Below are 14403 nucleotides of genomic sequence, written 5' to 3'. Positions count from 1 at the left end.
TCCATTTTGAGCTCCGCGATCTCCTTTTTAAGGCGGTAGATTTCTCGCTGCTCCTCGGTGATGGGGTGGGCTTTTACTTCCTTGCCTTCTTGTTCATCTCGAACCTGGCGCACCCATTTGCCGAGCGTAGAAACCCCGATGCCCATCGCCCTGGCCACATCGGTAACAGAACGACCTTGGTCGAGAACCATCTGAACGATTTCCATCTTGTATTCAGCGCTAAAACGGCGGTGTGTCTTGCTTGTCATTATGTCACCTGTATATCTGATGAGGTGATGATATCACCTCTGAACAGGTGGCCACTTTAAGTGTGCCACTACATCATCTCGGCGGAACACACTCGCCTATGGCGCTCAAACACATGACATCCTTGTCATGTGATGGTCGGTGGAGCAGTGCCCTTCATCCTCTCTTAACTCCCTCAGGTGACTGATGACGTTGTCTACAGGCAACTCGATGCTTGCAAAGAGGTAACGGAGAACGCCTCCCACGTCCGTGAAATGCCAAGGATGGCATGTCCCGAGCTCCGATGGATGGGTTTATGGTGAGTCGAGGGAGGCGACTCTGTTTCCTCTCGTCTCCGACATTAAACTAGATCACATTTTTACTTAGATTGGTATGAGGTAACGCTCATACATCGTTAATTATTAAAGACGATAACTTGCCGAAACGTGTAAAGCGTCATAGCGTTAGGTTGTCATCAGAATGTCATTGTACCCAGTCTTAATTGGGTATTAATCGTAAGCATAAGGGAGCATATCTATGGATGATAACGCCCGTAAACGCTTTATTCTGGATACCAACGTGCTGTTGCACGAGCCTCTTTCTATTTATTCCTTTAATGAACATAACGTAGTTATACCCATGACGGTGCTTGAGGAGCTGGATCGTATTAAAGACCGACAGAAAGATGTGAGTCGGGATGCGCGACAGGCCATTAGAACCTTAGAGAGTATTTTTCATGACGCCACACCGGAGCAAATAGTTGCTGGAGTCCCACTAGGACTGCAGGATGATGATGCCTCGGGCACGATTGCCATCATTACCGACAAGCACTTGCCCCAAGGCTACGCGATGTTTACCGATGACGAAGCCGATAATCGTATTATTAATACTGCGCTTTATTTGCAGCATACGATGACGGGAATGGCGGTGCTGGTGACCAAAGATATTAACATGCGCCTAAAGGCTAAGGGGGCCGGACTACAGCATGTCGAAGATTATCGCTCTGACCAGCTGGTTGATGATATCCGTTTGTTATCTAAAGGATTTTACCATCAAGAGAATAGTTTTTGGGATCGTGTCGGTGAGTGTGAAAGTGAAACCCATGGCCGAGAAGTGATTCATACGGTGGCCGATGAGCTATTACCTGGGGCGTACATCAATCAATATCTGATTGATGATACCGAGGACTTTGCCGGTCGAGTGTTGGAGAAAATACCTCACAAAATCCGCTTTGTCGACTTGGGGCGAGAGCGGATGATGGGACGTAAAGCATGGGGTATTCAACCTAAAAATATATACCAAGCCATGGCGCTAGATGCATTGCTTGATCCGAGTATCGAACTGGTTATTTTAACGGGCCCTGCCGGTAGTGGTAAAACGTTATTGGCAATGGCCTCTGCGTTAGAAATGACCATTGAAAAAGGGATTTACGATAAAGTTATCGTGACACGTAATACGCCGGAAATAGCCGAGAGCATCGGTTTTTTACCCGGTACCGAAGAGGAAAAAATGGCCCCTTGGTTGTCGGCAATTACCGACACTTTAGAAGTGCTACATAAACAAGACGAATGCATGGACGGCTCGCTGAGCTACATAATGAGTAAAGCGAATATTCAGTTTAAATCGGTTAATTTTATGCGCGGCCGCAGTATTCAAAATACCTTTGTGTTGTTGGATGAATGCCAAAACTTAACCGCTTCACAGTTAAAGACTATTATTACGCGCTGCGGTGATGGCACAAAATTAGTCTGCTCGGGCAACTTGGCCCAGATAGATTCCAATTATTTAACCCCAGTCACCTCAGGGTTAACCTATATTGTGGAGCGCTTTAAAGATTTTGAGGGCAGTGCCAATGTGTACCTTAACGGTGTAATGCGCAGTCGTTTAGCGGCGTTTGCCGAAGAGAATCTCTGAGTAAGAACATGAGGCGTGAAGCTCTTATCTCACGCTTTCTCCTCGCAGCTTCCCCATCCAAGATAAGCTTTTAATTCCTGAGTATAAGGAGCTGCTAGCAGCTCCTTTGTTCCTTGCTCTAGAATACGGCCGTCATGAATAAAAGCGATATTATCGGCGACTCTGGCCGCTTCGTCTGGATGATGAGTGACCAGCAATACGGTGAGTTGCAGTTGATTGGTCTGGCTGCGTAGAAGATCCAGTAATTCGAAACGCAAGGCCGGATCGAGTGCAGAAAAGGGCTCATCAAGTAATAAAATGGGCTGACGACGAGCTAAGCAGCGGGCCAACCCCACCCTTTGCTGCTGACCACCGGATAAACTGGATGGTTTTCGCTCCAGCAACTCACTAATGCCAACGTGGTTCGCCACCTGCACAATGATAGCCTCTTGATCTGTAGTGAGGCGTAATGAAGGTGATAAACCTATGGCGATATTCTGATAGACCGACATATGCCAGAACAGGTTATTATCCTGAAACAGCGTGGTGACAGGCCTGTGTGCTGGGGACAGTGGCAATAATGATTGGTTTTCATGGCACAACTGGCCGGAATCAATAGCCGAAAAGCCACCGATCATAGCCAGTAACGTAGACTTACCGGCGCCACTGGGGCCGATCAGTGCGGTTATTTCACCGGCTTTGGCGGAGAGCGTAAAGCACAATTCTTGCTCTGGATAGCGAGCGCAAAGCTCAATTAGCTGCAGCATCTTTGCCCCCTAATACTCCTTCAACCAAACCAAACAAGCCGAGGCTTAGCACCAACAACACCAAGGCGGTAGCCGCCGCATCTATCATTTGATAACTCCCTAACTGTTGATACAAAAGCCACGGTAAGGTTTGCAGCGACTGACTACCAAACAGCGCAATGGCACTGAGATCGCCCAGCGACAGCATCATGGCTAATGCAAAGGCCAGTGCTAGTGGCTTGCGTAATAAGGGCCATTCGACTTGTTTAAGTCGCGCCCAGCCTTGAATATCCAAGCTAGTACACAGGCGATTATATTGCCGTGCTACTCGGTCCATCGGGAGTTGTAAGGCGCGTAGACCATAGGGCAGTGCCATTAGTGCATTGACCAATAGCACCAGTATTGGCCCCAGAGTGAAGACGTCGGCCACATTGCGTAACAGAATAAACAAACCCGTAGACAGCACCACGGCAGGTAGCACGAGAATCACCGAGCCGGTTGCCTCCATTAAGGCGGCGGCTGATCGCCGCTGCAACTGCAAGCGTAAATAACGGCTGCTACTTAGTAAACCGACGGTTAGTAACACTGATAATACCGCTGCTCCGGTGGCAATGATCACTGAGGTAAGGGTGGCTTGCCATAAGGTTATTGACGTTAAGGCAGCCCATAGGCGGGGGTTAATACCATTGCTGATAATAGCGAGTAGCGGCGGCAGGAAGATGCTTAAGCAAATAGTGAGTATCACCGCATCCCAAATGCGCACGCGAACTAAGCGCCGATCGGGACGTAGCGAACACCCTGAATGGCCCGATTGATCGGGAGCTGTCTTAGTTAAGCGGTATTGTAGTAACAGAAAGCCGCTACAAAAAAACAGCTGCAGTAATGCGAGCATACCGGCAAACGGCAAGTCGAAATCAAAACGCAGCGCTTGATAAATAGCGACTTCTAAGGTGGTAGATTTAGGGCCGCCGCCTAGGGCCATTACGGTAGCAAAGCTGGTAAAGCAGAGCATGAAAATCATGCTCCCTAATGCGGGAAGCGCACTGCGAATTGTCGGCCACTCCAGCCAGCGGAATAGTTGCCATCCATTAAAACCCAGTTGATTGGCCATGCGCCAGTGACTCTCGGGGATAGATTCAATCCCCTGCAGTAGAATGCGGGCCGCCAGCGGCATATTAAAAAATACGTGCGCCAGCAGAATACCGTTCAGGCCATAGAGGTAACCGACAGACTCAAACCCCGAAGCCTGTAGGAGCTGATTGACCCAACCTTGGCGGCCGTGCACGGTCACTATGCCAAATACCACCAAGATCACCGGAAGCACCAAAGATAGGCCAAACAATCGCAACAATAACTTGCGGCCAAAAAAATATCGGCGTGACAAGGCTTGAGCCAACGGAATAGCCAGCATCAGGCTGAGTAGGGTAGACAATAGCGCCTGATAAAAACTAAACCAGAGAACATGATGTAGATAGCTGTCGTGTAGTAGCCGAAACCAGCCATGCTGACTACTTTGTACCAATAGCGCGCCGATAGGCCCAGCACTCAGCAATAATATGCCTAGCAGGCTTAAGCAGCCGGGTAGCCACCAATATTTGCGTACCATTAACGAGTAACGGCGTTAAGCCACTGCCTTAACCAGGTACTACGTTGCTCGGCTATATGCTCGGCACTAAAGCTGAGTGCCTGATCTGGCTGAACCAAATCGGCAAAGCTGTCGGGTAGCGGTGTATCGATTACCGGATACATCCAGTTACCGGCTGGGATTTGCTCTTGAAATGCAGGGCTAAGCATAAACCGCATAAACTGTTTGCTAAGCTCGGGTTGCTTGCTGGTATTAAGGATAGCTGCAACTTCGACCTGCAAATAGTGGCCTTCTTTAAAGTTAGCGGCTTGATACTGATGCTGTTGTTCAGCGGAAATGTGATATGCCGGTGAGCTGGTGTAAGACAGCACTAAGTCAGCCTCGCCTTTTAGAAACATACCATAAGACTCGCTCCAGCCTTTAGTGACGGCTACGGTGCGTTTAGCTAAATTCTGCCACACACTAGGTGCTTGCTCGCCATACAATTTTTGCACCCACAGCATTAATCCTTGGCCAGGTGTACTGGTGCGAGGGTCTTGATACAACAATGTCAATTCGGGGCGTTCGAGCAGTTCGGCAAAGCTCTGCGGAGGGTGTGCTAGTTTATCGGCATTATAAATAAAGGCGAAGTACCCATAATCAAAGGGCACAAAGGTGTTGTCGCTCCACCCCCCGGGCACTTTAAGCGCGTCTAACGGTTGTTGATGCTCGGCCAATAAGCCAGTATTTTTTGCGGCTTGCAGCAAGTTATTATCCAGCCCCAAAATAATGTCTGCTTTGGTGTGTTTACCTTCGAGCCGTAGACGGTTCAAGATAGAAACTCCGTCATCTAGGGCGACAAACTCCAGCTGGCAGGTACATTCGGCTTCAAAAGCCTGTTTAATTGCCGGCCCGGGGCCCCAATCTGATGCAAATGAGCTATATGTATAAATAGTTAGCGTGGAAGCTTGTGCCATTGCTTGGCTAGTTATGAGTAGGGATAGGGCAATAAAAAATTTATTCACCGAGCACTCCTTGTGGATGAAATAAAGCCGGGAGCAATACGCGAGTATGATCTCTGCGGTCGCCGCACACTATTTTTGAATGGCATTATTGTAGGGTTATTTTGTAAGCTAAACTAGTGACTTATAAACTGAAGACTGACAAGGAAGGTCAATTATGTTATTTGCGAATGAGGATCAGCGTTTATTTCAACGTATGCAGCTTGATACTAAAATTATTCTAGCTACTGCTCAAACTCGAGTAGAGGGCGTGTGTCGCAACATTAGCGCCACGGGCGCATTAATGGAAGTAACCGCTGGCCATTGTCAGGTTGGTGAAGAGTGGCAGTTAGTGGTGCCCTCAGCCGACAATAGTGTTGAGCCATTAAAAGCCATGGCAACGATATTGCGGGTTGAATCCGGTACGGCGACCGATATGGTGGGGCTCAGCTTGAGCGAGGTACGTTAATACCATGGCGCCGAGTAAACAGCACTTTCCGGTAAGCCTCGATATTCCCGTGGCCTGGGGAGATATGGATGCATTGCAGCATGTAAATAACGTGGTTTACTTTCGATATTTTGAAACTATTCGTATCGAATATTTACGCCGTATTGGCATGTTGGAAATCTTGGCCGCTGAGCAGATAAGCCCAGTGCTGGCAGAGACCAGTGCGCGCTACCGTAGGGCTGTTGTTTTTCCTGATACGCTGGTGCTAGAGGGTAGAGTGAGTGAGTTTTTTGATCACGGATTTACCATGGAGTATCAAATCACCAGTAAACAGCAGCAAGCGGTAACGACACAAGGGACGGCGCGCATTGTTATGCTGAATATGGTCACGGGTGAGAAAGCAGCGTTGAGTAAAAGGCTAAAACAGCAGATGGTGCAACTGGAAGAAATAACATAACGCCGGCGTTTGCCGGCGTTATAAAGTGCAAATTACAGCCAGCTGGGTTGCTTGGCTTCAAAGCTGTCGATTTGCTCTTGATGCTGCAGCGTTAGGCCGATGCTATCTAGACCGTTTAGCAGGCAATAACGACGGAATTCGTCAATTTCAAACGAAAAATTCAGGTCGCCAGCACGAACTTGCTGAGCTTCCAAGTCGACAGTGACTTGGGCATCGTTATTGGTTTTTACGTAAGCAAACAGGGCGTCGACTTCGGCGTCAGCCAAACGTACTGGCACCATGCCGTTATTAATGGCATTACCATAAAAAATATCGGCAAAGCTTGGGGCAATAACTGCCTGCAAGCCAAAGTCGGCCAGCGCCCAAGGGGCGTGTTCACGGCTAGAGCCACAACCAAAGTTTTCGCGTGCTAGCAAAATCACCGCTTTATCAAACGGTGCTTGGTTGAGCACAAACTCAGGGTTAGGCTGCCGGCCCGCTTCATCTAAAAAGCGTGAGTCGTGAAACAAGTGCTGACCAAAACCAGAACGGGTAACTTTTTGCAGAAACTGCTTAGGAATGATCTGGTCTGTGTCTACGTTCGCCTCATCTAAAGGGGCGGCAATACCGGTTAACTGCTTAAATCCGCTCATGTTATACCCCTTATAATTCTCGAATATCGACGAAGTGTCCGAACACGGCTGCTGCTGCGGCCATGGCTGGGCTCACCAAGTGAGTGCGACCACCGCGGCCTTGGCGGCCTTCGAAGTTGCGGTTACTGGTAGCGGCACAGCGTTCGCCGGGCAGTAATCGGTCATTATTCATGGCCAAGCACATAGAGCAACCTGGCAGACGCCACTCGAACCCGGCTTCCAAGAAAATCTTATCTAAGCCTTCGGCTTCAGCTTGGGCTTTCACCTGCTGTGAACCTGGCACGACTAACGCTTGTACACCCACGGCCACTTTACGGCCTTGGGCGATGGCTGCGGCGGCGCGCAAATCTTCGATACGGCTGTTTGTGCAAGAGCCAATAAATACCTTATCGATATTCACGTCGGTGAGCTTGGTGCCACCTTCTAGCGCCATGTACTGCAGTGATTTAATGGCGGTTTGACGCTCAGCGGCATCGGTCATGTCAGCAGGAACGGGGATGGTGGCGTTAATAGCCATCACCTGGCCTGGGTTAGTACCCCAAGTCACTTGCGGCGCAATATCGGCACCATCAAGCTCAACCACCGCATCAAACTGGGCGTCGGCGTCAGACTTCAGTGTCTTCCACTCGGCGACGGCTTGATCCCAGTCGGCGCCTTTAGGCGCAAATGGCCTACCGTTCAGGTAATCGAAGGTAGTTTGGTCGGGAGCAATAAGGCCGGCCTTGGCGCCGAGTTCGATGGCCATGTTACAGATGGTCATGCGCGCTTCCATTGACAGGGCTTCAATCACGCTGCCGCAGAACTCCACAACATAACCAGTACCACCGGCGTGGGTGACTTTGCCGATAATGGCCAATACTACGTCTTTGGCGCTAATGCCGGGCTTAAGCGCGCCATTGACCTGAATCTTCATGGTTTTGGCTCGACCCTGTTTCAGGGTTTGTGTCGCCATCACATGTTCAACTTCTGAAGTGCCGATACCGAACGCCAAGGCACCAAAGGCACCATGAGTGGCGGTATGGGAGTCACCACAGACGATGGTGGTTCCGGGCAGGGTTAAGCCTAATTCAGGACCAATGACATGCACTATGCCTTGATATTTATGGTGCAAGTCATACAAGGGCACGCCAAACTCTTCACAGTTTTTGGCCAGCGTTTCCATTTGAATGCGTGCCATTTCACCGGAAGCGGCAATGTCGTTAGTTTCGGTGGAGACGTTGTGATCCATGGTTGCCCACGTGCGATCCGGGCGGCGCAATTTGCGGCCCTTTTCACGCAGGCCATCGAAAGCTTGCGGTGAGGTCACTTCGTGCACTAGGTGGCGGTCGATATACAGCAGCGGCGTTTCACCATCTTCATTACGCACCAAGTGGGCGTCGAATACTTTTTGATAGAGTGTTTTAGCCATTAGCTTGCTCTCCTGATGCGGTTAGCGATGTGCTCACCCATTTGTACCGTGGTTTGTACCGGGTGCTTAGCGTCAGCACTGTACAAGTCGCCACTGAAATAACCTGCTGCCAGCGTTTCGCTGACGGCACGCTCTATGGCAAGGGCGGCTTCTTCTTGTTTGAAGCTATAACGCAGCATTAATGCGGACGATAAAATTTGTGCAATTGGGTTAGCGACGCCAAGGCCTGCAATATCTGGTGCCGAACCACCGGCTGGCTCATATAAGCCAAAGCCTTGGTCATTCAAACTAACGGATGGTAACAGGCCCATGGAGCCAGTCAGCATGGCCATTTCGTCAGAAATAATATCGCCAAAAAGATTAGAGCACAGCATAACGTCGAACTGCGATGGATCTTTAATCAGCTGCATAGTCGCGTTATCGATATAGATGTGGTTCAAGGTAACGTCTGGGTAATCTTTGGCGACCTCTATAACCACTTCACGCCATAAAATAGACGCTTGCAGTACGTTGGCTTTATCGACAGACGTAACAATGCCACGACGGCCTTGGGCTGCTTCAAAGGCTAAACGCGCGATGCGCTCAATCTCGAAGCGATGATAGACCTCGGTATCGAAGGCTTTTTCTTGTGCGCCCGAGCCTTCGCGGCCTTTAGGTTGACCAAAATAGATACCACCGGTGAGTTCGCGCATACACACGATGTCGAAACCGCGCGCGCTAATGTCGGCACGCAAAGGTGAAAAACCTTCTAAGCCTTCATAAATGCGCGCCGGGCGCATATTACAAAACAGCTTAAAATGGCCGCGCAACGGCAGCAGGGCACCGCGTTCAGGCTGATCGTTGGGGGGTAAATGCTCCCATTTAGGGCCGCCTACCGAACCAAACAGAACCGCATCGGCGGCTTCACAGCCTGCCAAGGTCGCCGCTGGCAGCGGAGTGCCATGGTTATCGATGGCTACGCCACCCACATCGTGATGGCTTAGCTCTAGGGTAAAACCGAACTCTGCCTGTACCTTGTCTAGCACTTTAAGGGCTTCTGCCATCACTTCTGGGCCGATGCCGTCTCCGGGCAAGACGGCGACCTTGTAATTTGCATTCATACTCACACTGTCTCCATACGAATTTTCTTTTGAATTGCTTCTTTTTTCTTTTCTGCAACTTGCTCGGCACGCCAAATACTATTAATGACATGCACTAAGGCTTGCGCGGATGATTCTACTATATCGGTGGCTAAGCCCATGCCGTGAAATTTGCGCTCTTTATACACAGCAACAATGTCCACTTGGCCCAAGGCATCTTTGCCTTCGCCTTTACTTTTCAGTTCATATTTATCAACGTTTATGTCGTAGCCAGTCACGCGGTTAATACATTGATACACTGCATCTACCGGGCCATTGCCAACGGCGGCTTCGTTAATGATTTCGCCGCCAACGATCATGCGCACACTGGCGGTAGCCATTACATTACTACCGGATTGTACGCTGACATATTTTAATTTGAACTGCTCGGGCTCTTCGTGGATCTGGCTGAAAAACACTAAGGCTTCTAGATCATAATCAAATACTTGGCCCTTGCGGTCGGCCAGCTCTAAAAAGCTAGAATACAGACGATCTAATTCATAATCTTGCTCGTTATAGCCCATCTCACTCATGCGATGCTTGATGACGTGACGGCCAGAGCGTGAGGTTAAGTTCAGCTCATTTTTCTGCAAACCAATACTTTCTGGGGTAATGATTTCGTAGGTGTTTTTGCTCTTCAATACACCATCTTGATGAATGCCAGAGGAATGAGAGAACGCATTCGCACCCACAATCGCCTTATTGGGCTGCACGGGCATGTTGCACAAGTTACGCACCAGCTGGCTTGTACGATAAATTTCTTGATGCTTGATATTGGTATTAACGCCCAGCAATTCGCTACGCGTTTTCAAGATCATGGCGATTTCTTCTAACGAGCAGTTGCCCGCCCGTTCGCCAATACCATTAATGGTACATTCAACTTGGCGTGCGCCTTGCTGTATGGCGGCAATCGAGTTGGCTACCGACATACCTAAATCGTCATGGCAGTGCACCGAAATGACCGCTTTATGGATGTTAGGTACACGGTTGAACAGCATCTCTATAATGCCGCCGAATTCGCTGGGCACAGTATAACCCACGGTGTCGGGAATGTTGACCGTAGTGGCGCCGGCTTTAATCACGGCTTCTACCATGCGGCACAAGTTATCGATAGGCGTACGACCGGCGTCTTCACAAGAAAACTCAACATCATCGGTATAGCGGCGTGCATGCTTTACTGCATTCACGCCCATTTCTAATACCGAATCGAAGTCTTTGCGCAACTTGCTTTGTACATGAATGTCGGAGGTAGAGATAAAGGTATGAATACGGAATTGATCCGCGACCTTAAGTGCCTCAGCGGCGGCATCTATGTCGGCTTCTAAGGCGCGAGACAGTGCACATACGCGGCTGTTCTTGATATGACGCGCGATGGTTTGCACCGACTCAAAATCGCCCGGTGAAGAAATCGGGAAACCGACCTCCATAATGTCTACGCCTAAGCGCTCTAGTGCATAAGCAATTTGTAACTTTTCCTTGACCGTTAGGCTAGCGGAAAGCGCCTGTTCGCCATCTCGCAAAGTAGTATCGAATATTATGACTTGGTTCGACATGTCGCTTTCCTCTCTGTTTACCGTGTCGCCCGCGACACAGATATAAAAAACCCGTGCGGCTGGCACGGGTTTTTTATGAAGATATGTGGATGATGAATTCCAGCTACGCTCGACCCGTGCGCGTTAGCACCTGTGAGTTTATTAGTAGAAGTCGTAGCTGAATATGTTTGGACATCGCACTCATCACCGAAGAATAGATAGTTAACAACAGTATACAAATAACGGGAATCTGTGATGGTGTCAACGTTTTAGATCTTATTTCCAATAGGCAGTCACTCGGTCTTACAGTGCTTGATTAGCTATTATTTGGGGTTTAGCACTGCTTTTCTATCTCATGTTGGCCTGAACTTCTTATTTTGGTTTCTTGGGCCATATAAACACCTGCATTGTTAGGTTGGATCCCACAGAAACAGATGGCCATAATAGCAGCAAGCAAGAGTGCTGCTGTTTATATGGTAAGGAAGTAAGTGTGAGTGTTCTATTTTGAGTTTTGCCACTGTAAAGAGAGTACCTGTTTTGTATGGCAAGGAATAAGTGTGAGTGCTCTTTTTCGAATTTTACCACTGAAAGAGAGTGGCTTTTTGTATAGCAAGAGATAAGTGTGAGTTCTCTTTTTCGAATTTTACCGCTGAAAGAGAGTGCCTGTTTGGCACCTAACTGCTAGCCTTTTATTAGGCTCTTATTGGGCCGTTTGTTATGACGTACGCTCTTGTGCACAGAGAAGATATGCGGCTTAAGCCTTGCGATACGGCGCTTTTAATAAAGCCTCGTAGACAAGCGATTTAAAGCAGGTTAAGGTGATTTTCACCCCTTTTCTGCTTATTTACATCCTATCTGGCAGAAGCATTTGTTTTTAAAGATAAAAATTGCTCGCTTTTGTTATGTTCCAGCTATTTGGCTGGGCGGCTCGGGTAACTGAAAATAGCAGAGCGAATAAAGTAAAGCCTGGAGGGCTTATCATGGAGATGTTATCAGGCGCACAAATGGTAGTTCGGGCGCTGGAAGATCAGGGAGTCGAGCATTTATTCGGTTACCCCGGCGGTTCAGTGCTTGATATCTATGACGCCTTATTTGAAAACAGCAAAATAGAACATGTATTGGTGCGCCACGAACAAGCAGCCGTGCATATGGCTGATGGCTATACCCGAGCGACAGGTACCGTGGGCACGGTATTGGTGACATCGGGGCCAGGTGCCACCAACTGTATTACGGGTATTGCTACCGCCTATATGGATTCCATCCCAATGGTGATCCTATCGGGTCAGGTGCCTACGTTTTACATTGGTGACGATGCTTTTCAAGAAACCGATATGATTGGTATTTCGCGTCCTATCGTGAAGCACAGCTTTTTATGTAAAAAAGCATCAGACATTCCAATGGCTATAAAAAAGGCATATTACATTGCTGCCAGTGGTCGCCCAGGCCCTGTGGTTGTCGACTTGCCGAAAGATGTGCAGAACCCGCTAGAAAAGCATCCTTATGTTTATCCTAGCTCGATAGAGATGCGCTCTTACAACCCCTCTGACGTGGGTCATAAAGGACAAATCAAAAAGGCGATGCATGCCTTGGCTGCAGCTAAACGTCCTATTATGTACGTGGGGGGCGGTGCCGTTACAGCAGAGGCCAGTGCGCTGGTTATTCAGTTGGCCGAGATGTTTAACTTGCCGGTGACTAACACCTTGATGGGACTTGGCGTCATGCCAGGTACGCACAAGCAGTTTGTGGGCATGCTGGGCATGCACGGCACTTACGAAGCCAATAAGACCATGCATAACTCGGATCTTATTTTGGCCATTGGTGCGCGCTTCGATGACCGAGTGACTAATAACGTCGCAAAATTCTGTCCGCACGCCACTATTGTGCATGTGGATGTAGACCCCACCTCCATCTCTAAAAACATCAAGGCTCACATTCCTATCGTTGGCTCGGCCGACACGGTATTAGGCCAGATGTTGGACACCATTCGTGAACTGGGCTTAAAAACCGATCCCCAGGCGATGAGTGATTGGTGGGAGCAAATTGAACAGTGGCGTGCTCGTGAATGCCTGAAATATGCGACCAGTGAGAAATACATTAAACCGCAACAGGTGATTGAAGCGGTATATCGCATTACTAAGGGTGAGGCCATGGTTAGCTCGGATGTGGGGCAGCACCAAATGTTTGCCGCACTCTACTATCCATTTGACAAGCCACGGCAATGGATTAACTCCGGTGGCCTTGGCACCATGGGCTTTGGTTTACCTGCTGCCATGGGTGCCCAAATGGCACGGCCCGATGCGGTGTCGGTGTGTGTGACCGGTGATGGCTCTATTCAGATGAATATTCAAGAGTTATCAACCTGTATGCAATACAACATACCGGTTAAAATTATCTCCATGAATAACCACTCTCTAGGCATGGTTAAACAGTGGCAAAAAATGTTCTACGAGGGCCGTGAAAGCCACTCTTATATGGACTCGTTGCCAGATTTTGTGAAACTAGCTGAAGCGTACGGCCATGTGGGCATTCGAGTGTCTGATCCGAAAGAGTTGGATGCGGCACTAGAGAAATGTTTCTCGATGACCGACAAGTTAGTGTTTATGGATATTGTGATCGATCCAGAAGAACACGTTTATCCAATGCAGATTAAAACCGGTGCCATGGATGAAATGTTTTTAAGTAAAACGGAGAGAACTTAATGCGACGTATTATATCCCTGTTGCTGGAAAACGAATCCGGAGCCTTGAGCCGAGTGGTGGGGCTTTTTTCTCAACGGGCTTACAACATTGAAACTCTGACCGTTGCGCCTACCGAAGATCCGACGCTGTCACGCATGACCATAGTGACCACCGGTGATGAGCGAGTGATAGAGCAAATCACCAAGCAGCTAAACAAGCTAGTAGATGTGCTTAAAGTGTGTGACTTGAGTGAAGGCGGTCACATAGAGCGGGAAATTGTGCTGGTAAAGGTACGTGCCGATGGCGCCAACCGCGATGAAGTAAAGCGCACCGCGGATATCTTTCGTGGCCAAATTGTCGACGTGACGCCGCATCTATATACGGTGCAGCTGGTGGGCACCAGTGACAAACTGGATGCGTTTATTAGTAACATGAGCGAAATCACGGAAGTGGTAGAAGTAGTACGCAGTGGCGTGTGTGGTATCTCCCGCGGCGAGAAATCACTGCGCCCGTAATATGCACTGGCTTCTGATATGTTAAAACCGCCTACGGGCGGTTTTTTTGTTTAACATTTTTATGCCAGACTTTTCGATTGAAGAAGGTGGCTTGCTTCGCAACTAGAGAGTTGTTACATCAAAAATAGTTGACATCTGTCATCATCAGTTGAAGATCAGAGGCCATGAGTCACTCTGCTTGGTAAA

At 48.8% G+C, this 14403-nt stretch carries 12 protein-coding genes and 1 pseudogene; 5 read left to right on the top strand and 8 right to left on the bottom strand.

Annotated elements, in window-relative coordinates; translation table 11 throughout:
- Window positions 1-285 (bottom strand): annotated as a pseudogene (locus ACFQ1C_RS07640) (transposase); the annotation flags it as partial.
- A 477-nt stretch (window positions 286-762) separates the two neighbouring features.
- Between ACFQ1C_RS07640 and ACFQ1C_RS07635 the strand changes: the two are divergent.
- On the top strand, window positions 763-2139 hold the full coding sequence (locus ACFQ1C_RS07635) for a PhoH family protein (protein WP_379558013.1): 1377 nt from the start codon (window positions 763-765) through the stop codon (window positions 2137-2139).
- 29 nt (window positions 2140-2168) lie between these two features.
- Here the strand turns inward: ACFQ1C_RS07635 and thiQ are convergent, their stop codons facing one another.
- Genes thiQ through thiB form a run of 3 tightly spaced genes read right to left on the bottom strand, consistent with a single transcriptional unit; the run spans window position 2169 to window position 5453 of the window.
- Window positions 2169-2885, bottom strand: coding sequence for a thiamine ABC transporter ATP-binding protein (gene thiQ, locus ACFQ1C_RS07630; protein ID WP_379558012.1), 717 nt, complete (start codon window positions 2883-2885; stop codon window positions 2169-2171).
- Window positions 2869-4470, bottom strand: coding sequence for a thiamine/thiamine pyrophosphate ABC transporter permease (thiP, locus tag ACFQ1C_RS07625; protein ID WP_379558011.1), 1602 nt, complete (start codon window positions 4468-4470; stop codon window positions 2869-2871). The genes thiQ and thiP overlap by 17 nt, the downstream gene beginning before the upstream one ends.
- On the bottom strand, window positions 4470-5453 hold the full coding sequence (gene thiB, locus ACFQ1C_RS07620) for a thiamine ABC transporter substrate binding subunit (protein ID WP_379558010.1): 984 nt from the start codon (window positions 5451-5453) through the stop codon (window positions 4470-4472). The genes thiP and thiB overlap by 1 nt, the downstream gene beginning before the upstream one ends.
- Window positions 5454-5607: 154 nt before the next feature.
- Here thiB and ACFQ1C_RS07615 point away from each other — a divergent pair, with 154 nt between their 5' ends.
- A complete protein-coding gene (locus tag ACFQ1C_RS07615) occupies window positions 5608-5898 on the top strand; it encodes a PilZ domain-containing protein (RefSeq protein ID WP_379558009.1) in 291 nt (96 codons plus the stop codon).
- Between the two features lie 4 nt (window positions 5899-5902).
- The gene (locus ACFQ1C_RS07610) at window positions 5903-6334 is read left to right on the top strand and encodes an acyl-CoA thioesterase (protein ID WP_379558008.1); all 432 of its coding nucleotides are present in this window, start codon (window positions 5903-5905) and stop codon (window positions 6332-6334) included.
- A 32-nt stretch (window positions 6335-6366) separates the two neighbouring features.
- Here the strand turns inward: ACFQ1C_RS07610 and leuD are convergent, their stop codons facing one another.
- The 4 genes from leuD to leuA are packed head-to-tail and all read right to left on the bottom strand — an operon-like array spanning window position 6367 to window position 11045.
- On the bottom strand, window positions 6367-6966 hold the full coding sequence (gene leuD, locus ACFQ1C_RS07605) for a 3-isopropylmalate dehydratase small subunit (RefSeq protein WP_379558007.1): 600 nt from the start codon (window positions 6964-6966) through the stop codon (window positions 6367-6369).
- Between the two features lie 10 nt (window positions 6967-6976).
- The gene (gene leuC, locus ACFQ1C_RS07600) at window positions 6977-8374 is read right to left on the bottom strand and encodes a 3-isopropylmalate dehydratase large subunit (protein ID WP_379558006.1); all 1398 of its coding nucleotides are present in this window, start codon (window positions 8372-8374) and stop codon (window positions 6977-6979) included.
- Complete coding sequence (gene leuB / locus ACFQ1C_RS07595) at window positions 8374-9474, bottom strand: 3-isopropylmalate dehydrogenase (RefSeq protein WP_379558015.1); 1101 nt, start codon at window positions 9472-9474, stop codon at window positions 8374-8376. The genes leuC and leuB overlap by 1 nt, the downstream gene beginning before the upstream one ends.
- Window positions 9475-9476: 2 nt before the next feature.
- Entirely contained in the window at window positions 9477-11045 is a 1569-nt protein-coding gene (gene leuA, locus ACFQ1C_RS07590) for a 2-isopropylmalate synthase (RefSeq protein ID WP_379558005.1), read from the bottom strand.
- Window positions 11046-12004: 959 nt separating this feature from the next.
- On the opposite strand from leuA, the gene ACFQ1C_RS07585 reads away from it, so the two are divergent.
- Both ACFQ1C_RS07585 and ilvN read left to right on the top strand, forming a co-directional pair.
- The gene (locus ACFQ1C_RS07585) at window positions 12005-13723 is read left to right on the top strand and encodes an acetolactate synthase 3 large subunit (protein WP_379558004.1); all 1719 of its coding nucleotides are present in this window, start codon (window positions 12005-12007) and stop codon (window positions 13721-13723) included.
- Window positions 13723-14217: an acetolactate synthase small subunit gene (ilvN, locus tag ACFQ1C_RS07580; RefSeq protein ID WP_379558003.1), complete on the top strand. Its 495-nt coding sequence runs from the start codon at window positions 13723-13725 to the stop codon at window positions 14215-14217. Before ACFQ1C_RS07585 ends, ilvN begins: the two co-directional genes overlap by 1 nt.
- Window positions 14218-14403: the final 186 nt, after the last annotated feature.

Source organism: Oceanisphaera ostreae, from assembly GCF_042676125.1.
In the GTDB taxonomy this organism is placed as follows: domain Bacteria; phylum Pseudomonadota; class Gammaproteobacteria; order Enterobacterales; family Aeromonadaceae; genus Oceanimonas; species Oceanimonas ostreae.
This window is presented reverse-complemented; position numbering and strand designations above follow the sequence as displayed.

What these genes read in the sequence shown, in the direction of transcription:
- ACFQ1C_RS07635 (WP_379558013.1), top strand. Translation starts at nt 763, where the DNA reads ATGGATGATAACGCCCGTAAACGCTTTATTCTGGATACCAACGTGCTG.
- thiQ (WP_379558012.1), bottom strand. Translation starts at nt 2,885, where the DNA reads ATGCTGCAGCTAATTGAGCTTTGCGCTCGCTATCCAGAGCAAGAATTG.
- thiP (WP_379558011.1), bottom strand. Translation starts at nt 4,470, where the DNA reads ATGGTACGCAAATATTGGTGGCTACCCGGCTGCTTAAGCCTGCTAGGC.
- ACFQ1C_RS07615 (WP_379558009.1), top strand. Translation starts at nt 5,608, where the DNA reads ATGTTATTTGCGAATGAGGATCAGCGTTTATTTCAACGTATGCAGCTT.
- ACFQ1C_RS07610 (WP_379558008.1), top strand. Translation starts at nt 5,903, where the DNA reads ATGGCGCCGAGTAAACAGCACTTTCCGGTAAGCCTCGATATTCCCGTG.
- leuD (WP_379558007.1), bottom strand. Translation starts at nt 6,966, where the DNA reads ATGAGCGGATTTAAGCAGTTAACCGGTATTGCCGCCCCTTTAGATGAG.
- leuC (WP_379558006.1), bottom strand. Translation starts at nt 8,374, where the DNA reads ATGGCTAAAACACTCTATCAAAAAGTATTCGACGCCCACTTGGTGCGT.
- leuB (WP_379558015.1), bottom strand. Translation starts at nt 9,474, where the DNA reads ATGAATGCAAATTACAAGGTCGCCGTCTTGCCCGGAGACGGCATCGGC.
- leuA (WP_379558005.1), bottom strand. Translation starts at nt 11,045, where the DNA reads ATGTCGAACCAAGTCATAATATTCGATACTACTTTGCGAGATGGCGAA.
- ACFQ1C_RS07585 (WP_379558004.1), top strand. Translation starts at nt 12,005, where the DNA reads ATGGAGATGTTATCAGGCGCACAAATGGTAGTTCGGGCGCTGGAAGAT.
- ilvN (WP_379558003.1), top strand. Translation starts at nt 13,723, where the DNA reads ATGCGACGTATTATATCCCTGTTGCTGGAAAACGAATCCGGAGCCTTG.